At 70.3% G+C, this 22,894-nt stretch carries 22 protein-coding genes and 1 pseudogene; 11 read left to right on the top strand and 12 right to left on the bottom strand.

All coding sequences use genetic code 11. The annotated features are described in order from the left end of the window. Positions 1 to 18: 18 nt before the first annotated feature. The 5 genes from ACZ3TS_RS19415 to ACZ3TS_RS19395 form a co-directional block, all read right to left on the bottom strand. Positions 19 to 1,203: an SfnB family sulfur acquisition oxidoreductase gene (locus ACZ3TS_RS19415; RefSeq protein ID WP_467619396.1), complete on the bottom strand. Its 1,185-nt coding sequence runs from the start codon at positions 1,201 to 1,203 to the stop codon at positions 19 to 21. Positions 1,204 to 1,217: 14 nt separating this feature from the next. Next, on the bottom strand, positions 1,218 to 1,772 hold the full coding sequence (ssuE, locus tag ACZ3TS_RS19410) for an NADPH-dependent FMN reductase (RefSeq protein ID WP_467619341.1): 555 nt from the start codon (positions 1,770 to 1,772) through the stop codon (positions 1,218 to 1,220). A 55-nt stretch (positions 1,773 to 1,827) separates the two neighbouring features. Then, positions 1,828 to 1,974: a hypothetical protein gene (locus ACZ3TS_RS19405; RefSeq protein ID WP_467619339.1), complete on the bottom strand. Its 147-nt coding sequence runs from the start codon at positions 1,972 to 1,974 to the stop codon at positions 1,828 to 1,830. A gap of 201 nt (positions 1,975 to 2,175) precedes the next feature. After that, entirely contained in the window at positions 2,176 to 2,253 is a 78-nt protein-coding gene (locus tag ACZ3TS_RS19400; protein ID WP_353962189.1) for a putative leader peptide, read from the bottom strand. Between the two features lie 491 nt (positions 2,254 to 2,744). Continuing rightward, on the bottom strand, positions 2,745 to 2,912 hold the full coding sequence (locus tag ACZ3TS_RS19395; RefSeq protein WP_467619337.1) for a hypothetical protein: 168 nt from the start codon (positions 2,910 to 2,912) through the stop codon (positions 2,745 to 2,747). Positions 2,913 to 3,242: 330 nt separating this feature from the next. Between ACZ3TS_RS19395 and ACZ3TS_RS19390 the strand changes: the two genes are divergently transcribed. Beyond that, positions 3,243 to 3,683: an SPW repeat protein gene (locus ACZ3TS_RS19390; RefSeq protein ID WP_467619335.1), complete on the top strand. Its 441-nt coding sequence runs from the start codon at positions 3,243 to 3,245 to the stop codon at positions 3,681 to 3,683. 104 nt (positions 3,684 to 3,787) lie between these two features. Here the strand turns inward: ACZ3TS_RS19390 and ACZ3TS_RS19385 are convergent, their stop codons facing one another. Beyond that, positions 3,788 to 4,555, bottom strand: a complete 768-nt coding sequence (locus ACZ3TS_RS19385; protein WP_467619333.1) for an ArsR/SmtB family transcription factor — start codon at positions 4,553 to 4,555, stop codon at positions 3,788 to 3,790. Positions 4,556 to 4,642: 87 nt separating this feature from the next. Between ACZ3TS_RS19385 and ACZ3TS_RS19380 the strand changes: the two genes are divergently transcribed. Then, positions 4,643 to 5,845 carry an aminoglycoside phosphotransferase family protein gene (locus tag ACZ3TS_RS19380; protein ID WP_467619331.1) on the top strand — a complete coding sequence of 401 codons (1,203 nt, stop codon included), beginning with the start codon at positions 4,643 to 4,645 and terminating at the stop codon, positions 5,843 to 5,845. Positions 5,846 to 5,891: 46 nt separating this feature from the next. Continuing rightward, positions 5,892 to 6,422 carry a nucleoside/nucleotide kinase family protein gene (locus ACZ3TS_RS19375; RefSeq protein WP_467619328.1) on the top strand — a complete coding sequence of 177 codons (531 nt, stop codon included), beginning with the start codon at positions 5,892 to 5,894 and terminating at the stop codon, positions 6,420 to 6,422. A gap of 109 nt (positions 6,423 to 6,531) precedes the next feature. On the opposite strand, the pseudogene ACZ3TS_RS19370 reads toward ACZ3TS_RS19375, so the two are convergent. Then, positions 6,532 to 7,814 (bottom strand): annotated as a pseudogene (locus tag ACZ3TS_RS19370) (APC family permease); the annotation flags it as partial. Positions 7,815 to 8,239: 425 nt separating this feature from the next. After that, a complete protein-coding gene (locus tag ACZ3TS_RS19365; RefSeq protein WP_467619326.1) occupies positions 8,240 to 9,694 on the bottom strand; it encodes a hydrolase in 1,455 nt (484 codons plus the stop codon). Between the two features lie 285 nt (positions 9,695 to 9,979). On the opposite strand from ACZ3TS_RS19365, the gene ACZ3TS_RS19360 reads away from it, so the two are divergent. Together ACZ3TS_RS19360 and ACZ3TS_RS19355 are read left to right on the top strand one after the other, a co-directional pair. Next, a complete protein-coding gene (locus ACZ3TS_RS19360) occupies positions 9,980 to 10,243 on the top strand; it encodes a GlsB/YeaQ/YmgE family stress response membrane protein (protein WP_467619325.1) in 264 nt (87 codons plus the stop codon). A 102-nt stretch (positions 10,244 to 10,345) separates the two neighbouring features. Continuing rightward, positions 10,346 to 11,227, top strand: a complete 882-nt coding sequence (locus tag ACZ3TS_RS19355) for a GNAT family N-acetyltransferase (protein ID WP_467619322.1) — start codon at positions 10,346 to 10,348, stop codon at positions 11,225 to 11,227. 9 nt (positions 11,228 to 11,236) lie between these two features. Here ACZ3TS_RS19355 and ACZ3TS_RS19350 read toward each other — a convergent pair whose 3' ends face one another. Further along, entirely contained in the window at positions 11,237 to 12,010 is a 774-nt protein-coding gene (locus tag ACZ3TS_RS19350) for a GNAT family N-acetyltransferase (RefSeq protein ID WP_467619321.1), read from the bottom strand. Positions 12,011 to 12,580: 570 nt separating this feature from the next. Between ACZ3TS_RS19350 and ACZ3TS_RS19345 the strand changes: the two genes are divergently transcribed. Further along, positions 12,581 to 12,715 carry a hypothetical protein gene (locus ACZ3TS_RS19345; protein WP_467619319.1) on the top strand — a complete coding sequence of 45 codons (135 nt, stop codon included), beginning with the start codon at positions 12,581 to 12,583 and terminating at the stop codon, positions 12,713 to 12,715. 20 nt (positions 12,716 to 12,735) lie between these two features. Here ACZ3TS_RS19345 and ACZ3TS_RS19340 read toward each other — a convergent pair whose 3' ends face one another. Beyond that, positions 12,736 to 13,590, bottom strand: a complete 855-nt coding sequence (locus tag ACZ3TS_RS19340) for a GNAT family N-acetyltransferase (protein ID WP_467619317.1) — start codon at positions 13,588 to 13,590, stop codon at positions 12,736 to 12,738. Between the two features lie 174 nt (positions 13,591 to 13,764). Here ACZ3TS_RS19340 and ACZ3TS_RS19335 point away from each other — a divergent pair, with 174 nt between their 5' ends. After that, the gene (locus ACZ3TS_RS19335) at positions 13,765 to 14,298 is read left to right on the top strand and encodes a GNAT family N-acetyltransferase (RefSeq protein ID WP_467619316.1); all 534 of its coding nucleotides are present in this window, start codon (positions 13,765 to 13,767) and stop codon (positions 14,296 to 14,298) included. A gap of 71 nt (positions 14,299 to 14,369) precedes the next feature. Here ACZ3TS_RS19335 and ACZ3TS_RS19330 read toward each other — a convergent pair whose 3' ends face one another. Further along, the gene (locus tag ACZ3TS_RS19330) at positions 14,370 to 15,008 is read right to left on the bottom strand and encodes a chaplin (protein WP_467619313.1); all 639 of its coding nucleotides are present in this window, start codon (positions 15,006 to 15,008) and stop codon (positions 14,370 to 14,372) included. Between the two features lie 262 nt (positions 15,009 to 15,270). Between ACZ3TS_RS19330 and ACZ3TS_RS19325 the strand changes: the two genes are divergently transcribed. Then, positions 15,271 to 16,836, top strand: a complete 1,566-nt coding sequence (locus tag ACZ3TS_RS19325; RefSeq protein ID WP_467619311.1) for an alpha/beta hydrolase — start codon at positions 15,271 to 15,273, stop codon at positions 16,834 to 16,836. A 33-nt stretch (positions 16,837 to 16,869) separates the two neighbouring features. On the opposite strand, the gene asnB is transcribed toward ACZ3TS_RS19325, so the two are convergent. Next, positions 16,870 to 18,711, bottom strand: a complete 1,842-nt coding sequence (gene asnB, locus ACZ3TS_RS19320) for an asparagine synthase (glutamine-hydrolyzing) (protein WP_467619308.1) — start codon at positions 18,709 to 18,711, stop codon at positions 16,870 to 16,872. 223 nt (positions 18,712 to 18,934) lie between these two features. Between asnB and ACZ3TS_RS19315 the strand changes: the two genes are divergently transcribed. From ACZ3TS_RS19315 to ACZ3TS_RS19305, 3 genes are all read left to right on the top strand, one after another. Next, positions 18,935 to 20,032 carry a baeRF3 domain-containing protein gene (locus ACZ3TS_RS19315; protein ID WP_467619307.1) on the top strand — a complete coding sequence of 366 codons (1,098 nt, stop codon included), beginning with the start codon at positions 18,935 to 18,937 and terminating at the stop codon, positions 20,030 to 20,032. Between the two features lie 60 nt (positions 20,033 to 20,092). Then, a complete protein-coding gene (locus tag ACZ3TS_RS19310) occupies positions 20,093 to 21,145 on the top strand; it encodes a Gfo/Idh/MocA family protein (protein ID WP_467619305.1) in 1,053 nt (350 codons plus the stop codon). 235 nt (positions 21,146 to 21,380) lie between these two features. Beyond that, on the top strand, positions 21,381 to 22,808 hold the full coding sequence (locus ACZ3TS_RS19305; RefSeq protein ID WP_467619303.1) for a PP2C family protein-serine/threonine phosphatase: 1,428 nt from the start codon (positions 21,381 to 21,383) through the stop codon (positions 22,806 to 22,808). The last annotated feature ends 86 nt before the right edge of the window (positions 22,809 to 22,894 follow it).

Here is a 22,894-nt window from a genome sequence, read left to right as displayed (position 1 = left end):
TCCGATCTGGAACGTCCGTTAGAGGAGGCCGTGGCGGGGCGGCTTCGTCCCGTTGAGCACGTACCGGCCGATGTGCTGGACCTTCCAGCGGGCCGGGTCGTGGAGCGTGTGGGTGCGGGCGTCGCGCCAGTGGCGGTGGAGATTGAGCGAGTCGCGGGCCGAGCGGGTTCCGGACACCTCGAAGAGGGCGCCCGCCACCTCGACCGCGGTAGCCGCGGCGTGCGCCTTGGCGGCGGCCACGGCGATGGACGCCTCGGCCGCCGAGCCGTCGGTGAGGTCGGCGCGGGCCGCGTCCACCGTGCGGGCGGCCTCGCCGAGCAGCGCCTGCGCGGCCCTTACCTGAATGGCGAGTTCACCGAACCGTTGGATCAGCAGCGGGTCCTCGGCGGCAGTCTCGACACCGCTCTCGAACCAGGGGCGGCTCTTCGTCCGGACGAACTCGACTGCTTCGGCGAGCGCGCCCGAGGCGATCCCGGCGTCGATGGCGGCGTGCAGCAGCTGAGCCACCGCGCCGTGGAGCTGGGGTCCCTGGAAGGTGAGGTGGTGGGGCAGCACACGGTCGGCGGGGACGGGGACGCCCTCCAGACGGACGGTGCCGCTGGCGGTCGTACGCTGTCCCATCCCCTCCCAGTCGTCGATCACGCTGAGACCGGGGGCGCCCCGGGGTACGTAGGCGACGTGCAGGTTGTCTTCCTCGGCACGGGCCGGCACGGGGATCCAGTCGGCGAAGAGGGCGCCGGTGGAGTAGTGCTTGACGCCGTTCAGGAGATACGAGCCGTCGGGCTGCCGCTCCAGCCGGGTACGGATGTCCTGGACGTGCCTGGTGCCCGCTTCCGACTGCGCGTTGCCGAAGCGGCGGCCCGCGAGCAGCTCGGCGAAGAAGAACCTCTGCTGCTCCGGGGTACCTTGACGACGGATCACATTGACGTAGGCGAAGTGACTCTGAGGGATCTGGGCGAGGCTGCCGTCGGCCGAGGCGAGCAGCCGGAAGACCTCCGCGAGGGTCTGCGCGGCGACGTCCGCGCCGCCGTGTTCGGCGGGCACGGTGACGGCGAGCAGCCCGGACGCGGAGAGTCTGTCCAGCTCCTCGCGCGGCAGCCTGCGTTCGGCGTCGCGTTCGGAGGCTCCCGAGCGGAACTCCTCGGCCAGGGCGGCGGCGACGGCGAGTGCCTCTGCGTCGTCGGCGATCACATGAGCGGTCACGGCGTTCATGGCGCTCAGCCGGCCGCCGCCAGGAGCGGGGTGCGGCCCAGGGCCGCCGAGAACTGGTCGACGACCTGGGTCAGGGCCTCGGTGGCGGCCGGCGCCACGGTGAGGGAGCCGTCCTCGTGCACGGTGATGTCCTTGTCCAGAGTGAACCAGCCCTGGACGACATGGCCCGCGCCCATGGCATTGAGGACGGGGCGCAGCGCGTAGTCGATGGCCAGGACATGCGCGGTGGTGCCGCCGGTGGCCAGCGGCAGCACGGTCTTGCCGGCGAGCGCGTACTGCGGCAGCAGGTCCAGCAGCGCCTTGAGGACTCCGGAGTACGAGGCCTTGTAGACGGGGGTAGCGACGACGACGCCGTCGGCGCGGGCGAACAGCTCGGTCGCCTCGACGATCGCCGGGTGCCGGAAGTCGGCACCGAGGAGGGCCTCGGCCGGGATGGTGCGGACGTCGAGCGGCATCACCCGGTGGCCCTGGGCGATCAGCCGCCCGTCCAGGTGGCGCAGCAGGCGGCCGGTGCGGGAGGAGGCGGAAGGGCTGCCGGCGAGGGACAGAACGGTGGCCATGGTCCTCTTTCGGAAGAAGGGCGCCCCCACGCGGCAGGCGCCCCGGAGTGAACGGTCAGGCGCGCACGGGGACGGACTCGGGCTCGGTCTCCGGAAGCTGGGACTCCAGCTCCCGCACGAGGGGCAGCACGCGCCGGCGCTGCTGGATCTTGCTGGTGGCGAGCCCCGCGCTGAGGTCGGGGACCCAGTAGGCGAATTTCACGGCGCTCGGGACATGTGGAACTCCTGTTGCGGAGTTTCGGGACGCCGAATTCCGGAGGCGTGCTCCAATGCCGTGGAGCCGCCGGTCACCGAACTCGCGGAATGAATGCGGACGCACGCCTGTCCCGCGAAAGGGGCGTCAGGGGATCACGTCCGGGGTTCGACCGGCGGACCTGCGACGGGAAGGCGGATCGGAAGGGGATCAGGCCGCGCTGCAACAGGAGGCGCTGGAGACACGCGCAAGGTCGACGTGGCGTCGCCGCGTGAGGTCCAGACGCATCTTCATGACGTCGATCGTGGCAGCCGCCTGCTCGGGCAGTCAAGAATAACCCGACCGGTCTCGTATCGCGGACCAGTGAATTTCACGAAGGTGTGACAGGGAAACCCTCGACTCCCGGCGTGCGGGCCCGCATTCAGCGGCCGTGCGGACACAACATCTGGAATACATCGCGGCCGTGACCCGGCTCGACTCGCTGCGCCGGACCGCAGAGGAACCGCGCCTGTCACAGCCCCCGTTGAGCGAGACCGTGCGGGTGGCCGGTGCCCAGCAGGCGGATCCGCTTGAGCGCCGAGGCGCGATCATGTTCCGTCCGCTCACCGACGACGCCACCCGGGTGGCGCTCGTCCTGCGGCGCCGCAAGGCGGAGTCCGTGCCACAAGCAGCGCGGGATCTGCACGACGTGTTCGTGCGCAAGGCGCGGGAGCTGAGCCCATTGGCTCGCCCAACGCGATCCACCGCCGGGCGAGACGGCGCCCTGAGTGACCGCCCGGTCAGTGGTCCTCGCCGGCCGGGACCACCACGAGGAACGCGTCCGACTTCAGGTCCATGACGACCGTCGCGGGCTCGCCCTCGGCACGGCGCTCTGACGCGTATTCCTCCGCCGGCCACGATCCACGCGGAGCTCCCGCAGGAAACCGCTCCAACACCTTCGCGTCCATAGCGGCAGACACCTCCATCGTCGACCGACGACTCGAAACGACCGCTCTCCCACCATTCGCCTGCCCCGGGTCGACGCGAAGATGTACAGCAGGAGGCCGACGTCGGAGCCGGGCGTCTCGTCACCCGTCCCTCGATCAGGCATTCGATGTAACCACCGGAACGGGTCGGCGTAACCAGTGGAACGGGTCGGCCGGCGCCGCCATCCCGGGCCTGCCACCCCTCCCGAGCTCTACACATAAAGAAGAAATAAGAGCAGAATGTACTTACGCGGCGTTTACCGCGCACCGCACCAGACGCGGTCAGACCTGCAGAGTCGAAGGAGACGAGTCATGGCTGACGTCTCGCACACCAGGGGTGACATCACCACCCACCCCGATGTACATGAGATGCGGGACCGCTATACCCGCATGCTCGGTGGTCGTGATGTGGCGCTCGTGGACGGACCGGTGTTCCTGCTCGGTCTGTACTGCGCCGCGTCCCCGTGGATACTCCACTACACGACGAGCCAGTCTGCGCTCGCGACGCACAACCTCATCATGGGCATCGCGTTCGGGCTGCTGGCCCTCGGATTCACCGTCATGCCGGAGAGAATGTACGGCCTGAGCTGGTCCATGTGCGCGATGGGCGCATGGATGATCATCTCGCCGTGGATCGTCGGCAGCAGCCCCGACACGGGAGTGGTGGTCAACAGCATCGTCATCGGCGCCCTCGCCGTGGTGCTGGGCACGCTGTGTGCCGGCGCGGCGGTGAAGAGCACCCCCCGCGCATAGCCGCACCCTCACCCGGTCAGGGGGCGCAGAAGGAACCCTGTCGGCCGGTCCGCAGCCGCGGACCGGCCTCGCCGTACCCGAACAAGCCCCCGCTCCCCACCGCGTCAGCGGTTCGGCACGAGCCACGGCTCCTGCGGCAGCGGACTGCCCGTCTCGATCAGCGACTTCAGGTTGGACAGCACGGCCGCCCAGCCTCCGGCGGCTTCCGCACGCGCGGTCTCGTCCGCCAGGTCCTCGTGGGTGACGGTGAGCTTCACGATGTCGGCATGCGGCTGGATGTCGAAGGTGACCTTGGAGTAGGTGTCCTCCTGCCCCTCGTTCTCGGGCAAGGTCCAGGTGGTGACGAGGCGGGTGGGTCGCTCGCTCGCGACGACCTCCCCGACCACGTCGGCGATGCCCGAACCGTCCGTACGGACGTGTTCCCAGCGGGAGCCGGACTTCCAGTCGGAGACGTTGCTGTGGCCCCAGTAGGCGGCGGTGAGGCCGGGGTCGGTGAGCGCGTCCCAGACGATCTCGGGCGTGCTCTTGATGTAGATGACGTACATGAACGTGGGCTTGTCGGTCATGGCTTCCTCGGCTCGTCGCTTCAGCGTGCTCAGCGCGCGCAGACGCGGGCGCTCGAACTTGTCGATCCACCGCTCCTGGATCTCGTGTAGCGCCACCGGATTGAGGTAGTGCAACTTCTCCCGCCCGCGGCGCACGCTGCTGACCAGATCGGCGGCCTCGAGTACGGCCAGATGCTGGGTGACGGACTGACGCGTCATGTCGATGTGCTCGCACAGCTCGCCGAGCGTCTGCCCGCCGCGCTCGTGCAACCGGTCCAGCAACCGTCTGCGCGTGGCGTCGGCCAGCGCCTTGAAGACCTGGTCCATCCCGGAGTCGCTCCCTGATCGCACACTCAACGTTATGCAGGCAATTACTTGCATGTCAAGGAACGCCGGGGCCCGCACACTGGCGCGGTGAGCCGAACCGTCAGTGCGTGGGTGACATCGAACGGCGACGTCCTCGGAGCCGCGGGCCCCTTTCCCGTGGACGTGCCGTGGTGGCAGGAGGTCGAGCCGGTCGTCGGACTGCTGGAGAGCCTGCTCGGCGTGCCGGTGCTGGTGCTGCGGCTGCTGACGGTGGACGGAGGCGAAGGTGGGCGGGACGGCCACGCGACGTATCACGTCGAGGCATTGGGGCGCCCTGCGCCCGGGCTGCTGGACCGACGGTCCTTCGACGACCGTGGGTTGACGCAGGACCACGCGCTCCGTGCGCCGTGGGCCCGCGCCGAAGGTGTACGGGAACTCCTCGACTGGGCCGTCCGCACGCTGGAGGCGGCAGGACGTCCCGTCACCGGGCGTGTCGAGCAGCGGAGGACCTGGAACCTGGCCGGGCTGTTCCGGCTGCCCACCGCGTCCGGACCGGTCTGGCTCAAGGCCACGCCGCACTTCGCAGCGGACGAGGCCGTCGTCGTCGGCGCGTTCGCGCGTGTGGATCCCGCGCTGGTGCCGGCCCTCGCCGGCCGGGGCGACCGGCGGATCCTCATGGAGCACGTTCCCGGCGAGGACTGCTGGGGCGCGTCGCCCCGGACGGCGGCGGCGGCGATGGACCGGTTCGTGGCGGCGCAGGCCTCCTTGGCCTCGAACCGGCCCGCCGGGCTGCGGGACTGGCGCGCCGCAGTGCTCGCGGCCCGGGTGGACGCCCTGCTGGACGGGCCGGTCGCGGCCGAGCTCACCCCTCAGGAGCTGCTACTGACGCGGGAGTCGACGGGCCGTTGGCAGCAGCTCGAGGAGTGCGGTCTGCCCGACACGGTGGTGCACGGCGACTTCCACCCGGGCAACTGGCGCAGTGACGGCGGCCGTCCGGTCGTCATGGACTTCGCGGACGCGTACTGGGGCAACCCGGTGGTGGACGGTCTGCGCGCCCACGACTTCCTCCCGGAGCCGTCCCGTGCCACGGCGGTCCGCGCCTGGGCCGAGGCATGGACCGCACACGTCCCAGGAAGCGACCCCCTCCGCGCCCTGCGTCTCGCCGAGCCGCTCGCCCACCTCATGTACGCCGTCCGTTACCAGGAGTTCCTCGACGGCATCGAGCCGTCGGAACGGCCGTACCACGAGGGAGACCCGGCGGGGGCCGTCCGCAGGGCAGTGCGGTGTGTGTCGCACTCCCGGCTGCGCTGAAGAATCCAGCGGGCGCGCGGGCCCCTCCGACTGGCAGGCTGGCCCCATGGGTCACACGGAAGTGCTGCTCATCGGAGGACGCGCCGGGGCCGGCAAGTCGACGGTCGGCTGGGAGGTTTCGGCACTGCTACGAGCCGCCGAGGTCGCGCACGCCGTGATCGAGGGCGACTTCATGGGCCAGGTGCACCCGGCGCCAGCGGGCGATCCGCACCGGGCGGGGGTGACGGAGCGCAACCTCACGGCGGTGTGGGGGAATTACGCCGCGCTCGGATACCGGCGGCTCGTCTATACGAACACGGTCAGCGTGCTGGCCGAATCGGCAGGCATGTTCGAACGGGCCATGGGCGCGGACGTGCGGATCGTTCGCGTGCTCCTGACCGCGACCGATGACACGGTGGCCCGTCGGCTGAAGGGCCGCGAGCTGGGATCCGAGCTGCACCGGGAGCTGGCGAACAGCGCCCGCAGGGCCCGGCTGCTCGACGAGCGGGCACCTCTCGACACTGTACGGGTCGCGACCGACGGGCGCGGTGTGATCGACATCGCCCGCGAAGTTCTGGCGGCCACCGGGTGGTCGTGACCTGAGTCCGCAAAGGACGTAGACGTACGGGTGGCCGGCCCGAAACCCCGTGGGCCGCCCCCTCCGGCGGGCCCACGCGGGGCCCCGCCCCTCGGTCACGGCACCGCTCTCACGCGTCCGCCGGCTCCGCTGCCGCAGGCGTGAGGTACTCCTCCGTGATCTCCTTCGGGCCGAACGGCCAGACCTTCTCCAGACGGGCCCAGACCACGTACGCCACGCAGCCGAGGGCCAGCCAGGCCAGGGACCATTCGATGGGGTGGCGGCCCGGGGAGTTCTTGTCCGCGTAGCCGTAGATGACCAGCCAGCCGACGAGGGCCACGATGCTCGGCACGGGGTACAGCCACATCCGGTACGGGCGGTGCAGCGTCGGCTGGCGCTCGCGCAGAACCGTCACAGCCGCGATCTGCGCCAGCGCCTGGACGAGCACCATCACCGTGGTCAACAGCTGGATCAGGGTCGCCAGGTCGGTGTGACGGCCGATCAGGAATCCGAGCGCCGTGATGACTCCCATGGTGGCCAGACCGAGCATGGGGAAGCGGTGCCTCGGGTGCAGTTTGACGTACGGGCGGAAGAAGACGCGGTCGCGGGCGGCGTCGTAGGGCACTCGGGATCCGCCCAGCAGGCCCGTGAAGACCGAGGCGAAGGCGCTGATCAGGATCAGGACCGTGACCGTGTCCGCCGCGCCCTTGCCCCATGTCTTCTCCAGCACGGCGGAGGCCACCGACGTGGACGCGATGTCGTTCGGGTCGGTCATGCGGTGCCAGTCGATGACGCCGAGCGTGCCGATCTGCAGCAGCAGATAGATCGCCATGATGCCGAGGATCGAGAAGATGATCGAGCGCGGGAGTGTACGGCCCGGGTCCTTGATCTCGGCGCCCATGTACGCCGTCGTGTTGTAGCCCAGGTAGTCGTAGATACCGATCGTCAGGCCCGCCGCGAAGCCGAGCCAGAAGTGATCGCCGGTCAGGTCGAAGGCGTGCGCCGGGTAGGTGAAGGCCAGCTGCGCGCTGAAGTCCGAGGCCGCCGCGACGATCACCAGCAGCACCGAGGCCATTATCACGGCCCACATCACCGCTGTGATGCGGGCGATGTTCTCGATGCCCCGCCACAGCAGGAGGATCACCAGAACGATGATGCCGAGCCCGATGAGGTCACCGGCGGTCTGTCCGAGGTGCGGGGCCAGATAGCCCAGGTACTGGACGAGCCCACCACTCCGGTCGACATGATCAGCGGGATGAAGAGCATCGCCGTCCACACGAACAGGAACGGCATCAGGCGCCCCGTGCGGTACTGGAAGGCCTGGCGCAGATAGACGTAACTGCCGCCGGAGCCGGGCATCGCCGCGCCCAGTTCGGCCCAGACGAGACCGTCGACGAGCGCGAGGACCGCACCCTGCCACGTCCTGGCTTGAGGCGAAGTTAGTAAAGTTTCCTGACTTTAGACGGGGCGGGCGCCCCGGGGTGACACCACCTGCCGGATCCCGCAGCGCCGAAGCGCGGATGCTCCCCCAGCCTCCAAGGAGACCACCGTGTTCCACCGCCCTGACCCTCTCCGGCGGCCTGCCACCGCCGTCGTCGCACAGGGCCTCCTGTACACGGACTCCCCGGTCAAGCCGGTACTGCCGCCGGTTCGGTGGTCGGAGAACGAGGTGAGCCTGTGGCCGGCAGGGTCGGCCACTTCGACCGCCACCTACCGGGCGGCCGATCTGCACGGCTCGGCTGCCCGGTGTGCGGATCTCCGGCTGGAACACACCGGAGCACACCTTCCCGGCGGCATGAGCCGAAAGGGGTGGGCCCTCGGGCCCACCCCTCGGAGCGTCAGCTCACGTTGAGCGCCGTGTCGTCGATGACGAACGACGTCTGGAGCGTGGAGCCCTCGGTGCCGGTGAACTTGAGGGTGACGGTCTGTCCGGCGTAGCTGGCCAGATTGAAGCTGCGCTGGGTGTAGCCGCTTGCGGCATTGAGGTTGGAATACGTCGCCAGTGTGCCGAGCACGGTCCCGGAGCTGTTGAGAACCTGGACCTTGAGCGTGTCGTACGCCGTGCTGGTGGTGGTCTCCGCCGTGTCGATGTGGAGGTAGAAGCTCAGGGTGGCGGAGGTGCAGGCGGACGGGATGGTCACCGACTGGGAGAGGGTGTCGGTGTGCGCTGATCCGTAGCCGTCCAGCCAGGCGTAGTACGAGCCCGTACGGGGCGACTCGCTGCTGGAGTTGGTGATGACGCTGCTGCTGGCGCTCCAGGTGGTGGCGCCGGACTCGAAGCCGTTGTTGCCGAGCAGTTGGGCGGTGGTGCAGGAGGTGGAGCCTCCGCCGCCGCCCCCACTGCTGCCGCTCGCTCCGGAGAGCCATTCGGTGGCGTTGAGGGCCAGGGCGGCGTTGGTGGCACCGGAGTCGTTCCAGCCGTCGTAGAGCGTGTTGCCGGACTGGCCGGTGCCGTCGTCGATGGGTGAGCTGTCACCCCAGAAGGCGACCCGACCGCTGCCGAAGGTGCTGGTGAGGAAGAAAGCTCCGGTGTTGCCGGAGTAACCGGTGCGGTAGAGCAGACCCTTGACGGCCGAGTTGTCGGCGGGCTTGAGCGTGGCCGTCGTACCACTGGCGATGAGGCTCTTGGTGACGGCGCCGAAGGATCCGTGCAGGACGGGGTTGGTGCTGTCGCTGATCGCCGACGGGTAGTCGGAGCTGATGCTCAGCGAGTCGATCGAGAAGCCGAACGGGTCGGTGGCGTCGACGCTGTTGTTGGTCATCAGGTCGTTCAGGACCTCGACCGCGTCCTCACCGTCGTTGTTGCGGTCGGCGCCGGTGTGATCGGAGATCATGAACAGGCCGCCGCCGTTCTTCACGAAGTTCATGATGGCCGTCTTCTCGGCCGTCGTGAACAGCGTGTTCGGCTCCGGCAGCACGAGCGTGTCGAAGTTCGACAGGTCGGTCGAGGACGAGCCGCCGTATCCGAGGCTGGAGCCCGAAGGCAGCGTCTTGAGGCTGTAGTTGCCCGTCTTCTGCAGCGCGACGCCCCAGGAGGAGAGAGCTCCCGTCCAGTCCGTCTCGGCGGACGGGGAGGAGTCCTGACCGAGGGGGTCCGGCTGGCTGGTGGAGATGATCCAGTCCGCGTTGCCGGCCGTCTCCGCGTGCGCGTTGTCGAACAGGATGCGGTGTGGGGTGACCGCGTGGGCCGGCGTGGCGGCCGTGGTCGCCTGGACGGCGGCGCCCGTGGCGAGCAGGCCGAACGCGGCGAGGGCCGTGGTGAGTCTGTGGCGGGACCTGGTGAGTCCGAGCATCCGGCGGACCTCCGTGAGGGGAGTTGGGGAAGGAGCGTGCGGGTGCCGTTCGTCTTCGCGCGTAGAACCACCGTCGCAGTCTGCGCGCGTAGAATTCCTTTCCTACGCCGCTCGCACGACGGGCTGTTGAACGGTACATGGCAGGAGGGGTACTGAACAGCGGAACGCCCCTCCGATAGGCCGCGGTTGACCCGGCATTGACCCGAAGTTGAAGCGGAATGGACTGCTGCCGTTGCACAGCGGGCACATGAAGGAGTGCAGAGGCCTTCACATTAAGGGGCGGAGATGGAGATCTCGAGCATCATCGGCGCCATCGTCATCGGGCTCATCATCGGTGTCCTCGGGCGGCTCGTCGTCCCGGGGCGCCAGCGCATCGGCGTCCTGTGGACCATTCTCGTCGGCATCGTGGCCGCCCTCGTCGGGTCCGGGATCGCCGCCGCGTTCGGGGTGGCCGACACCAAGGGCGTCGACTGGATCGAATGGCTCATCCAGATCGGCCTCGCGGCGCTGGGAGTCGCGGCTCTCGACCGGGCACGGGCGCATCGCTGACGGCGTCTTGCCCTCGCGCCGAATTCCGTTGCGAGGTACGAACCGTGGCGGCTAGGTTCTGCGGGCTTCACCATCCGCACGCCCCGCCGCCACGGAGTCTTCGTGTCCCTGCGCATCACCCCGCTGACCGATCCCGGGACCACCCCGTCGAGCCGGCGGCTGGCCTGGCTGGCCTCCGACAAAGAGGGCGTGCCCGTCGGTTCGGCCTTCCTGCGCCTGTTCACCGAGGAAGGTCAGGAGCACCTCGCCGAGCTGGAAGGCGCCGTACACCCCACCGAGCGTCGCAGAGGAACGGGCAGCCGACTGCTTGCGGCGGCCGTCGCCGCGGCGTGTGCCGACGGGCGGCGCTCCCTCCTCTCCCAGGCCGAGTCGGACTCCCCCGGCGACCGCTTTCTGGCGGCACGGGGCTTCCGACAGGTGCTGGCGCTGACGTACGCACGACTGCCCCTCGCCGAAGCAGACCTCGACCGCCTCACGCTCATCGCCGAACGGCCGCACCCCGGATACGCGTTGACGTCATGGGACGGCACGGTCCCCGCAGAGCTTGCCCACACCTTCGCGGCTTCCCGGCGGGCCATGGACGACATGCCGATGGGCGACACGGACTACGGAACGGTGGTGTGGGACGTGGACCGTGTCGTGGCGGCCGCCGAGGCGGTCGCACGCCGCGGCGATCTGCTGCACACGGTCTGCGCTCTCGACACGGCTGACGGCTCCGTCGTCGGGTTCTGTGAACTCGGCGTGCCCGGTGACGGCCGGGGGGACGCCCAGCACTACGGCACCGGCGTCCTGCCCGAGCACCGCGGTCACGGGCTCGGCCTGTGGATGAAGGCGGAGCTGATCCGCCGCGCCCGCGCGCGGTACCCCGAACTACGCGGACTGCGCACCGACACGGCGGACGACAACGCACCCATGAACGCCATCAACGGCACGCTCGGCTACCGGTCCACCCACCGCGCGGTGGAGTACCAGCTCGACGTGTGAACCCGCAGTTTACGGCGAGATGTACGGCGTCGTCGTGGTCAGGGGCTCGAATCCGAGGCGCGCCAGGATCGGGCGGCTCTGCCCGGTCGCGTCGACCTGGACGTAGCGGTAGCCCCGGGAGGCGGCCACCTTGGCGCGATGGGCGACCAGCGCCCGGTAGATGCCGCGGCCCCGCCAGTGCGGGACGGTGCCACCGCCCCACAGCCCCGCGAAACGGGTCCCGGGAACGAGTTCCATACGGGCCGCGCTCACCGGTTCGTCGCCCGCGAGGGCCACCACGGCGACGACACCGTCCGGGTCGTCGGTCAGCCGGCCCAGCAACTGGCGGCGCAGCCGGGTGCCGTCCGTGCCGAACGCCTTCGCGTGGACGTCCGCCACGAGGTCGACGCCCGCCGGGTCGGTGACCGGCAGGAAGCCGATGCCTTCGGGCGGTGCGACGTCGAGGGTCAGATCGGCGACCTCGGCGACCATCAGCGTCTCTTCGGGCTCGGGCGTGAATCCGGCCGCCCGCAGCCGCTTCCCGAGGTCGACCGGCAGGTCGTGTCCGTAGAGTTTCCACTCGAACTCGCGACCGAGTCCGGAGAAGTGGCGGACCTGCTCGGCGATGGCCGCGTCCGCGGTGGTCTCATCCAGGTCCGACCAGACGATCCCGTTCCAGCCGTGCGCGGCGGCGACCTGGCGCACCACCCACGCATCGCGCTCGATGCGGGCGTCGGGCCCGTCCGGCCGGGCGCCCTCGCGCATGTCCCGGTCGTAGAGGGCGAGTACGGCAGCGTGGTCCATGGGCTCACTCCAGCGTCCGGGGCGTGTGTAGGCACCGTAATACGCCTGTCCCGCAGGCCTTTCACCCGGGTCCCGCGCGGTCGCGGGGCCGTCCCGGCCGCGGCTCACGCCCCGGCGTCCGGCTGCAGCGCGGCGAGGTACGCGCACAACCTGTCGCGGTTGCGTGCCGGCCGCGCGTGCCCCGCCCCGTGCGGTCGCGGTGCGGCCCGGGGTCGCCGCAAGTCCTCTCGGTGACGCTCCTTCTGCTACTGGGCACCAGGTGATGTACACATACATCGCGCCGTTCGCCCGGCACCCGGGCTTCGTCCGCGCGGGACCGGTGCTGGACGGGAGGTCGAGGATGACGACCGTGGCCGGGATCTGGGCGGTGGGCGTGCTCGTCGACGCCCACCTGCGGCGCACCCTGCTCGGCGCGCTCGCGCTGACGGCGACCGCCCGGCTCGTGCTGGGCCTGTACGCGCACGGCGCCCCCTACTGCTGGTGTCGTCGCCGTGCGGGAGTGGCCTTCGGCGGCGCGCCCACACGGATCCAGACCGCACTGGTCGATGTGTCCGGCCCACCGACGCGGATGTGGCCACCTCGTTGCAGACCACCGTGTACAACGCGGGCATCACCCCGGGTTCGCTCACCGGCGGTCTCGTCCTCGCAAAGGTGGGGTCCGCGGCCCTGCCCGCGGCGGACCGCGACCGTCCACACCTCCCGTGAGCACCGCCCGATGTGTACGGCTAACCGAGTTCCAGGGTGGTCACCCCGTGCACGCGGTCCGCGGCGAAGGGCCTGACCGGGCCTGTGTACATGCGTGCCGTCTCGAAGGACGGGGTGAGCCCCGCGCCTTCGGCCAGGGCGACGGCCGCCGTGTTCGGCTCGGGGACGTCGATGGAGATCTGCCGGCCACCGGCTTCGGCGGTCAGCGCGGCGAACAGGGCGTCGGCGTCCTCGGCGGTGTCGGCGAACAAAGGGCCGACGCGCAGACCGTCACGGGCGGGACGGATCACCGCGTAACCGGTGAGGCGGCCGTCCTCGACACGGACGAAGACCCGGTGGCCGGGAGCGGTGAGCCAGTGCTCCAGGAAACCCGGACGGTCCGCCGGGTAGCAGGCGCTGTCGTACTCCGCGATGGCGTCGAGGTCGGCCTTCTCGGCCGGGCGCACTCCGGGCGCAACCTGGGTGAAGGGGGCGACTCCGGTGAACCGTACGGTGCGGTGGGCGAGTTCGAAGCCGGACCGGCGGTAGTTGTCCTGCTGGGCGACGACCCCGTCGAGGCCGACCGTGCGACCGCCGGCGTGGGCGAGGGCCGTCTTCCACGTGGTCAGTCCCAGACCGCGGCCGCGCAGGTCCGGGCGTACCAGGTAGAAGCCCAGGAAGGCGTAGGCGGCACCGTAGTTGACGACAGAGATCGCCGAGACGGGCTCTCCGGCGATCCGGCCGATGAAGAAACCCCCGGGGTCCTGCGCGAAGAAGGCCGGGCCGTCGGACAGCCCCGGATTCCAGCCCTCTTCCGCCGCCCAGCCGATGACCACCGGCCAGTCGTCGAGCGTGGCCCGGGTGACGACGAGGTCTTCGCGACCCGCAGAGGTCATCGTTGTGCTCCATTCCATCGGGGTGGCGGGCGGTTGCGTGATCCATCGCGCCGACAGCATCCTTGCCGATCTCCGGGCCGTACACCACGCGCTGTCCGGCCGTCCGGACCTGCCCGAACGCGCTGTGCACGAGCCGGTGTCGCACCACTCGAAGACGTCCTAGGGTGATCGGCCATGACCACCGATCGTGTGAGCCTGCGCCCCGTGGCCGAGGACGACCTGCCCGTCATGGAGCGGTTCCTTTCGGACCGTGAGACGGCCTCGCCCTTCCAGTGGTTCGGCTGGTGGGACCTCGGGCGCTGGCGACGCGCATGGGCGGAGAACGGCCTGCTCGCGGACGACCAAGGCAGCCTCATGGTGGTGCGGGACGAGCAGCGGCTGGGCTTCGTCGGTTTCCGGAAGGTGTGGCCGACCCGCACGGCCTTCTACTGGAACATGGGCATCGGTCTGGTACCGGAGGCACGCGGCAAAGGGGTCGGAACCGAGGCCCAGCGGCAGCTGGTCCGCTACCTCTTCGCGCACACCGTCGCCGAGCGCATCGAGGCGGACACGGAGGCCGAGAACATCGCGGAGCAACGGGCCCTGGAGAAGGCCGGGTTCACCAAGGAGGGCATTCTGCGCAGCGTCGCCTTCCGTGACGGACGGTGGCGCGACGGGGTTCGGTACAGCATCCTCCGGGGCGAGGCGGCCGACGCCGACGGACGCTGACTTCGGTCATGGCGAGGGCCCCGCCGGCCCTTCGGCCGACGGGGCCTGTCCGCTGCGTGGGCGGGGTCGGCTCAGCGGGCCGGTCCTGCCCGGAAGCGGCGGTACAGCAGGGTCCCGCCGAGCACCAGAGCCGCGCCCCCCGCAAGCGCGGGCATGGTGGCGTCCGCGCCGGTGTGGGCGAGGCTGACCACCGGCGGCGCCACCGCCTGAGGGCGCGGCGGCTGCGTGGGCGTGGACGCCCTCGGCGGTACGGCGGGGCGGTGGGTGCTCGACGCGTTCGTGGAGGTGTTGCCGGTGGCCGCGTTGCCGACGCCGACCACACCCACCGTGTTGCCGGTGACGTTCACCGGGAGGTGAACCGGCAACTGCACGTCGTTGCCGGCGAGCACACCCGAGGAATGCTTTCCGCCGCCGGATGCGGAGGCACCACCCCGGGAAACCGCCCCCTGCCGTGGACCGGCCCCCCGCGTGTCCTGGTTCACGCAGGTGTTGCCCGCGGCCGCATTGAGGAGTCCCACCACCGTCACGGTGTTGCCGCACACGTTGACCGGAACGTGCATCGGGAGCTGCACGGTGCTGCCGGAGATCAGTCCGGGCGAACCCGCCGCGGTGCCGTCCGCCGCGGAGTCCGCGTGCGCCGGCAGCGTCACGGCCAGCGCCCCTGAGGCGGCGGCCGCGGCGATCAAACCATTTCGGGTAACCCGTTTCATAGGTTCCCTGCCTTCCAGACATGTCACGAGCACTCGCCCGCACCCCGTAAAACGCAGACGAACCATCCGAGTTATGGCTTATCTGCCTTTCACTCCAACGAGTGGCGGGATGGTCGAACCAACGAGCACGCCGTCATGCGGTGGAGGACGATACAGCCGATCCGCCCGTTCCGCCTGCCGGGAGGCGTGCCCCGAAGGCCCCGCCTATCGTGATCGGAAGGGCCGTCCCCGGATCCGCAGCCGGGGCGTCCCCGGAGGCGCCATGCTGTCCACGCACACACGCCCCGCAGTCACCGCGGCGGCCACGACCGCGGTGCTGGCCCTGCTGGGGGCCGCGCTGCCGTCGGTGGCCGCGGCAGACGGCGACCCGGACCTGTCCCGTTTCTACCGCCAGAGGATCACGTGGTCCGCCTGCAAGGGCGAGGAGATGCCCGAGGACCTCGAGTGCGGAAAGGTGACGGTCCCCCTCGACTATGCGAGGCCCGAGGCCGGAACACTCGATCTGGCGATGGCCCGCTACCGGGCCACGGCCAGGTCCCGGGGTTCCGTGCTGCTGAACTTCGGCGGCCCGGGCGGCGCCGGCATCCCGGTACTGGCGGCCGGCGGCAAGGAGTTCATGCACCTGACGAACAGCTACGACGTGGTGACGTTCGATCCGCGCGGGGTCGGCCAGTCCTCACCGGTCAGCTGTGGAGAGGGCACTGACTCGGACTCGGAGACGATGGACGACCCCACCGGCGGGACCGATCCACAAGCCGCGCTCGAGCAGGTGCGGAAGACGGCGGAGCGGTGCGCCAGGCACTCCGGGCCGGTGCTGCCGTACATAGGAACCATCAACACCTCCCGCGACCTCGACGTGATGCGCCAGGCCCTCGGCGACAAGAAGCTGAACTATCTCGGCTTCTCCTACGGCACCCGCCTCGGCGCGGTGTACGCGGCGCAGTTCCCCGCGCAGGTGGGCCGGATGGCCCTCGACGGTGTGGACACACTCACCGAGCCCCTGGCGGAGCAGGCGCTGGCGGGCGCGCAGGGACAGCAGAGGGCACTGGAGGACTTCCTCGGCTGGTGCGTGAAGGACCTGGCGTGCCCGTTCGGCCAGGACGCGCGCTCGGCCCGGGAGCAGGTCGTCCAGCTCGTCGACTCGCTGGATCGGGAACCGGTGCCGACCGCGCTCGGCCCGCCCTTCTCGGGGCAGGACCTGGTCGCCGCGATCGGCCAGGCCCTCTTCAGCAAGCAGCTGTGGCCGCTGCTGGAGCAGGGCCTGTACCAGCTGGTGGAACAGGGGGATCCCACCGGGATCATGCACTTCTTCGGCGGCGGTATGGCCGTTCCCCCCGGCCCGCGCTCCGGTGGCGGGCTCGTCGACCCCGAGGACGTACCCACCGACAACCTGCCGGCCGCGCTGATGGCGATCAACTGCGCCGACGACCCGGACCGGCCGGGTGCCGACCGGATCACCCAGGACTTGGCCCGGTTGCGCGCCGAGTACGAGGAGACGTCGCCCGTCTTCGGGCGGTACCGGCTCACCCAGGTGCTGATGTGCTACGGGCGTCCCAAGGGCACCGACTTCGTCCGCGAGAAAGTGAAGAACGTGCACTCCGCGAAGATGCTGCTCGTCGGCACGCGCGGGGATCCGGCGACCCCTTACCGCTGGACCGTGGAGACCGCCAGGCGCCTCGGTTCCTCGGCGGTAGTCCTCGACAACAGGGGTGAGGGTCACACCGGGTACACGACCTCCCGGTGCGTCCACGAGAAGGTCGACTCCTTCCTCCTGGACGGCTCCCTGCCGGCCAACGGCAGCTCATGTGGACAGGACCTGCGGGACTGAGCCGGGATGCCCGGGCCCGCGCGGTGCCCGGCGTCAGGTGAGGGAGATCTCCGGCGTGTAGAGGTCCAGCCACAGCGCAAGATCCAGGGTGCGTTCGAGGCCGCGGCGGGAGGCCTGGGTGATCTGCGGGGTGTCGTGGTGGGCGGCCCGGCGCACCCGTTCCCAGTCGACCAGGTCGAAGACCGGATGGGAGGGGCTGGCCAGGAGATCCCGGGCGTATTCCTGGAGGGCGACCGCGTACCGGGGGTCCTGGGTGGACGGGTAGGGGCTCTTGACCCTGTCGTACACGGACTTCGGGAGCAGATCGGCGGTCGCCTCCCTCAGAAGGCTCTTCTCCCTGCCGTCGAACGACTTCAGCGACCAGGGGGTGTTGTACACGTACTCGACGAGCCGGTGGTCGCAGTACGGCACTCGAACCTCCAGGCCGACCGCCATGCTGGTGCGGTCCTTGCGGTCGAGCAGGATACGCACGAAGCGACTCAGATGTAGGTGGCAGATCCGCCGCATCCGGTACTCGAAGTCGCTCTCGCCGTCGAGGCGCCCGATGCCCGAGACGGCCTTGCGGTAGCTGTCGGCCACGTACGCCTCCAGGTTCAGGGCCTCGGTCAGGCCAGGGCGGAGGACGTCGGTGTCGTCGCCGAAGTGCCGGCCGAAGCTGACCAGCCAGGGGAAGGTGTCGGCGCGCCGGGCCTCCTCGTCGAAGAACTGGAGGTAGCCGCCGAAGACCTCGTCGGCGGACTCTCCGGACAGCGCGACCGTGGAGTGCTCGCGAATCGCCCGGAACAGCAGGAACAGCGAGGCGTCCATGTCGCCGAAGCCCATGGGTAGGTCGCGCGCCCGGATCACCCTCGCCCGTACGTCGAGATCGGCGAGGGCCTGCACGTCCAGGACGATGTCCTGGTGCTCGGTGCCACACGCGCGGGCCACGTCGTGCACGAACGGCGTGTCGGGGGTGGCCCGCAGCTCGTCGGCGACGAAGTGGTCGGTCTGCCCCACGAAGTCCACCGCGAAGCTGCGCACCTTCTCGCCGTGCTCGGCCAGCTGGCTGGCGGCCAGGGCGGTCATGGCGGAGGAGTCGAGACCGCCCGACAGCAGCGTGCAGCGGGGCACGTCGGCGACCAGCTGGCGGCGCACGATGTCCTCGAGCAGCGAGCGGACGGTGGCGATGGTGGTGTCGCGGTCGTCGGTGTGGGGCCGGGTCTCCAGCTCCCAGTACACGCGCCGGCGCAGGCCCTGCCGGTCGACCGTGACAACGGTGCCGGGCTCCACCTCGTACATGCCGTCCCATACGGCGTGGCCGGGCGTCTTGACCATCGCGAACAGTTCCCGCAGCCCGTCGAGGTCGACCCGGGCGGGGGCCAGTGGGTTGGCCAGGATCGCCTTGGGCTCGGAGCCGAAGAGGACACCGTCGGGGGTCGGATAGTAGTAGAGGGGCTTGATGCCCATACGGTCGCGGACCATCACCAGCGTGTCGTGGCGGCCGTCCCAGACGGCGAAGGCGTACATGCCGTTGAGCCGCTCGGCGAGCGCCTCGCCCCATTCGAGGTAGGCGTGCAGGACCACCTCGGTGTCGGACTCGGTCGTGAAGCGGTGCCCCCGGTCGGCCAGCTCGCCGCGCAGCTCGGTGAAGTTGTAGGCCTCCCCCGAGTAGACGAGGGCGACGTCGCCCTCCGGGGTCGTCACGGTCATCGGCTGGCGTCCGCCGGGCAGGTCGATGATCGCGAGCCGGCGGTGGCCGAGGGCGGCGGGGCCCTCGGTCCAGGTGCCACGGGCGTCGGGGCCCCGGCAGGACATGGTCTCCGTCATCGCGTCCAACGTCGCCGTCTCGGTCCGCAGATCACGGTCGTACGAGATCCATCCGGTGATGCCGCACATGCGTTACCTCCCGCGCATGGTCGCCGGGTACGGTCCGGTCACCTGGGGCTTCCGGAAGCCTCGACCGCTCCTGCCAAACCAGGTGTATCGAGCAGCCATACGTCGAGCGTGTGTCACGTGCGAGAAGCGGTCAACGCGTACTTAGCCCGACCGGCCCTGTCAGAACTCCAAGCAACCAACCGTCCCGAATGCCCGATAAGCGAATCGGTCCTAAGGTGCTGGTATGGAGCACGCTCTCAGTCCCTCGACTCTCGCGGAACTGCGCCGGCCACGGCCCTACCCCGCGGTGTCGGTGCTGACGCCGACGCACCGCCGCGAGCCCGACAACATGCAGGACCGGGTCCGGCTGCGCAATATGCTGGCCGACGCCAAGAAGCAGCTGGAGGCGGATCCGGCGGTCAGCCGTGAGCGCCGGATCGACGTCGCGGCCCAGCTCGACCAGGCGCTCGCCGAGGTCGACCTGACGTACGCCGAAGACGGTCTGGTCATCTTCGCGGCGCCCGGCGAGCACCAGGTGTGGTCGCTGGCCCGCGCGGTGCCCGAGCGAGTGGTGCTCTCGGACACCTTCCTGACCCGCAACCTGGTGGCGGCACAGGCCGCCGAGCGGCCGTTCTGGGTACTGACCCTCTCCGCCGACCGGGTGACCCTGTGGAACGGTGGCGCCGGACACGTCACCGAGGAGCGCAGCGGCGCCTTCCCGCTGACCCGCAGCCGCGAGAATTTCGACGCCGAGCGCCAGGAACGGATCGGCGACATGCCCAGCGCGTTCCGCGACGAGGGGACCCGCCAGTTCCTGCGCGAGGTCGACACCGCGATGAGCAGGGTCCTGCGCCGCTACCCACGCCCGCTCTACGTCACCGGCGAGCAGGCGGCCCTGTCCCTGCTCGACGAGGCCGGCAGCGTCACCAGGGAGGCCATACAGATCCCGCACGGCGGGCTCGCCCATGCCACTCCCGAGGCGGTGTGGCAGGCGGTCGAGCCGGTCATCGCCGCCCAGGGCCGGAAGAACGTCGACACGGTCAGCCGCGAGCTGGAGTCTGCGCGTGGGCACAAGGCGTTCGCCGCCGGCGTCGACGAGGTCTGGCAGAACGCCTCCGACGGCCGCATCCGCCTCCTCGCGGTCGAGGAGAACTACCGCGTGACGGTCCGCGACGACGCGGGCGACCACCTCGTGCCCGCCGAGAGCGGCGACCTCGACGCGCGCGAGGACATCGTGGACGAGATCGTCGAGCGCTGCCTGGACACCGGCGCCGACGTCCGCTTCGTTCCGGACGGCGTCCTCGGCGACGCTCCGGGCATCGCCGGAGTACTCCGCTACTGAAGGCACCCACTCGGCGGTCTACCCTGCGCAGAGACGATCGGCGCAGAGGGAGGACGGCCTGTGGGTGACCTGCTGGGCGTGGCGGTACTCGGTGCGGGGCACATGGGTGCGGACCACATACGCCGACTGGACCGGGTGGTGAGCGGGGCAAGAGTGGTGTCCGTGGCGGACCCCGAGACGGACCGCGCCAAGGAAGCCGCGGCCGGTATCGACGGCGTCTTCGTGCACGGCGAGCCCGCGGCCGCGCTCGATGCCCCCGGCGTCCAGGCCGTGCTCGCCGCCTCGCCCGGGCCGGCGCACGAGGAGGCGCTGCTCGCGGCCTTCGCCCGCGGGTTGCCGGTGCTGTGCGAGAAGCCGATGGTGCCGGACTCGGCCGGCGCGCTGCGGGTGGTGGAAGCGGAGGCCCGGCTCGGGCGGCGTCTCGCGCAGGTGGGGTTCATGCGCCGCTACGACGCCGAGTATGTGCGCTTGAAGTCCCTGCTGGACAGCGGCCGGCTGGGACGGGCTCTGATGCTGCACTGTACGCACCGCAATGTGTCGTCACCGTCGCACTTCACCACGGCCATGCTGATCAACAGCTCCGTCTCGCACGAGATCGACGCGGCCCGATGGCTGCTGGACCAGGAGCTCACCGCGGTGTCCGTGCTGCGTCCGCAAGCGTCGTCGAACGCGCCGGAGGGGCTGCTCGACCCCCAGTTCGTCCTCTTCGAGACCTCCGGTGGGGCCCTCGTCGACGTGGAGATCTTCGTCAACTCGGGCTTCGGCTACCAGGTGCGCTGCGAGGCGGTCTGCGAGGAAGGCAGCGCCCGCATCGGAGACGGGCACACGATGGTCGTCACGACCGGGGGCGGTGCGTGCGAGGAGGTCGCGCAGGACTATCTCGTACGGTTCGCGGACGCCTACGACCGCGAGGTGCAGGCGTGGGTCGACACCACCCGGCAGGGGCGGGTCACCGGGCCCTCGGTGTGGGACGGGTACGCTGCCGCAGCGGTCGCCGAGGCCGGGGTCCGGGCGCAGGAGAGCGGCGCCCGGGAGACCGTCGGCCTCGCCCAGCGCCCGGAACTGTACGGTGGCGGCAGCCTTCGTACACATGCTCGTCGAACACACGCTTGAACGACCGGCCGTCCGCCCCTACAGTCCCTCACGTCGCGTACATCGCCTACGACTTGACCCATCGGGCGGGTACGCCGTTCGCCTCCTAGGATTCGCTCCACCGAGCCTGTGGCATATGTCAGAAGCACCACCGTATCGTGTGTTGCCAAATCCCTTACAGGGCGTCGCAGGCTGTGCAACAGTCGTAACGGTCCTTCCGTCAGCCTTGGTCGAACCGTCCCCATCGGAGCGCGTGATGCCACCCCATCTCTCCGCGGACCGCCCCGCCGCCCAGCCACCCCGGCCGGGCACCGTCGATGCGCTCATTTCTCAGACACGGCGGCTGCGCGGCGAGGTGGACGCCGTACGGCGGGAGGCGCCCGAGGACGGTTCGGACCCGGAGGGCCGGTGGCAGCGCGCGCTGTGCGATCTGGCGCTGCACCAACTCAGCGACATCGACGAGCACTTGGCACAGCTGCGGGACGGTCCGCCACCCGTGCCCGCCGAACCCGGCACCGGCGAAGGCCCAGCCGTGCCGCCCGCGTCCCTCGGCGGCTCACTGCTCAGCCGGGTGGGCAGCGCGGAGTGGAACCTGCTGACCGACGAGGCGAGTTGGTCCGGTGAGCTGTACCAGATCCTCGGCCGGGACCCCTCCGCCCCCGCGCTCACCCTCGACGAGTTGCCTTCACTGGTGCACGACGAGGACCGGCCGCTGCTGACGGCGATGGTGACGGACTGTCTGATCGACGGCAGGCCGATCGACGGGGAGTTCCGGATCCTGCGCCCCGACGGCGAGGTGCGCACCGTGCACATGATGGGCGAGCCGGTGCTCGACGCCGATGGCAGCACCGCCCAGATGTGGGCCGTACTGCGGGACGTCAGCGCATTGCGCCGCTGCCGGCGGAGCGTGCGTGAGAGCCGTGACTCGCTGCGGCGCCACCGGGACCGAGCACAGACCGAGCACCGGTTCGCGGTCGAGCTGCAGGAGGCCGTGCTGCCGCCGTGGCGTGGCTCCCTGCGGCTCCCGCGACAGGGCCCCGGGACCCTGGACCTGGCCGCCCGCTATCTGCCGTCGTCCACGAGCGCCCTGATCGGCGGCGACTGGTACGACGCACTGGAACTGCCCGGCGGCGACACACTGCTGAGCGTCGGCGATCTCACCGGACACGGGGTGACCGTGGCCACCGGCATGGCCACACTGATCGGTGCCCTGCGCGGTATGACCGTGGCGGGCACCGAGCCCGGTCGACTGCTGGGCTGGCTGAACCAGTTGCTCGACGCCTCGGTCCAGCCGGCCCTGGGCAGCGCCGTGTGCTGCCGCTACCGGCCCGAGACGCGCACCCTGAGCTGGGCGCAGGCAGGACACCCCGCCCCGCTGCTGTTCCGCGACGGGGCAGGGCGCATGCTGGCGGCACCGAACGGCGTGCTGCTCGGGGCGACCTCGGGAGCCGCCTACGGACAGGCCGAACAGACCCTCATGGAAGGCGACCTGCTGCTCCTGCACACCGACGGGCTGGTCCCGCGGCACAGTGGCACGGCTGCCGTCCGGAGGCTGCTCGACCTGGCTCCGCGTTTCGACGGAGCCCGCACGGCTCAGGACTGTGTACGGACTGTTGTGGAAGAGTTCGGCCAGAGCGAGCGCGAGGACGACGCCTGCGTGCTCGTCGCCAGGGTCATGTCCTGACGAACCGGGTTCACAACCCCTCACGCACGGGTTTCAAAACCCCTCACGCACGGGTTCAAAACATCTCACGCACGGGTTCAAAACAT

Source organism: Streptomyces sp. NPDC022910, assembly GCF_055561075.1.
Note: the sequence above shows the minus strand (reverse complement) of the source record. Positions and strands in the feature narration are given on the sequence as shown.

Bases quoted from the DNA above. Each gene is read 5' to 3' on its own strand.
- ACZ3TS_RS19365 (WP_467619326.1), bottom strand. From the start codon at position 9,694: ATGCTCGGACTCACCAGGTCCCGCCACAGACTCACCACGGCCCTCGCC.
- ACZ3TS_RS19390 (WP_467619335.1), top strand. From the start codon at position 3,243: ATGGCTGACGTCTCGCACACCAGGGGTGACATCACCACCCACCCCGAT.
- ACZ3TS_RS19375 (WP_467619328.1), top strand. From the start codon at position 5,892: ATGGGTCACACGGAAGTGCTGCTCATCGGAGGACGCGCCGGGGCCGGC.
- asnB (WP_467619308.1), bottom strand. From the start codon at position 18,711: ATGTGCGGCATCACCGGATGGATCTCGTACGACCGTGATCTGCGGACC.
- ACZ3TS_RS19385 (WP_467619333.1), bottom strand. From the start codon at position 4,555: ATGGACCAGGTCTTCAAGGCGCTGGCCGACGCCACGCGCAGACGGTTG.
- ACZ3TS_RS19400 (WP_353962189.1), bottom strand. From the start codon at position 2,253: ATGCGTCTGGACCTCACGCGGCGACGCCACGTCGACCTTGCGCGTGTC.
- ACZ3TS_RS19305 (WP_467619303.1), top strand. From the start codon at position 21,381: ATGCCACCCCATCTCTCCGCGGACCGCCCCGCCGCCCAGCCACCCCGG.
- ACZ3TS_RS19315 (WP_467619307.1), top strand. From the start codon at position 18,935: ATGGAGCACGCTCTCAGTCCCTCGACTCTCGCGGAACTGCGCCGGCCA.
- ACZ3TS_RS19360 (WP_467619325.1), top strand. From the start codon at position 9,980: ATGGAGATCTCGAGCATCATCGGCGCCATCGTCATCGGGCTCATCATC.
- ACZ3TS_RS19330 (WP_467619313.1), bottom strand. From the start codon at position 15,008: ATGAAACGGGTTACCCGAAATGGTTTGATCGCCGCGGCCGCCGCCTCA.
- ACZ3TS_RS19350 (WP_467619321.1), bottom strand. From the start codon at position 12,010: ATGGACCACGCTGCCGTACTCGCCCTCTACGACCGGGACATGCGCGAG.
- ACZ3TS_RS19325 (WP_467619311.1), top strand. From the start codon at position 15,271: ATGCTGTCCACGCACACACGCCCCGCAGTCACCGCGGCGGCCACGACC.
- ssuE (WP_467619341.1), bottom strand. From the start codon at position 1,772: ATGGCCACCGTTCTGTCCCTCGCCGGCAGCCCTTCCGCCTCCTCCCGC.
- ACZ3TS_RS19340 (WP_467619317.1), bottom strand. From the start codon at position 13,590: ATGACCTCTGCGGGTCGCGAAGACCTCGTCGTCACCCGGGCCACGCTC.
- ACZ3TS_RS19335 (WP_467619316.1), top strand. From the start codon at position 13,765: ATGACCACCGATCGTGTGAGCCTGCGCCCCGTGGCCGAGGACGACCTG.
- ACZ3TS_RS19395 (WP_467619337.1), bottom strand. From the start codon at position 2,912: ATGGACGCGAAGGTGTTGGAGCGGTTTCCTGCGGGAGCTCCGCGTGGA.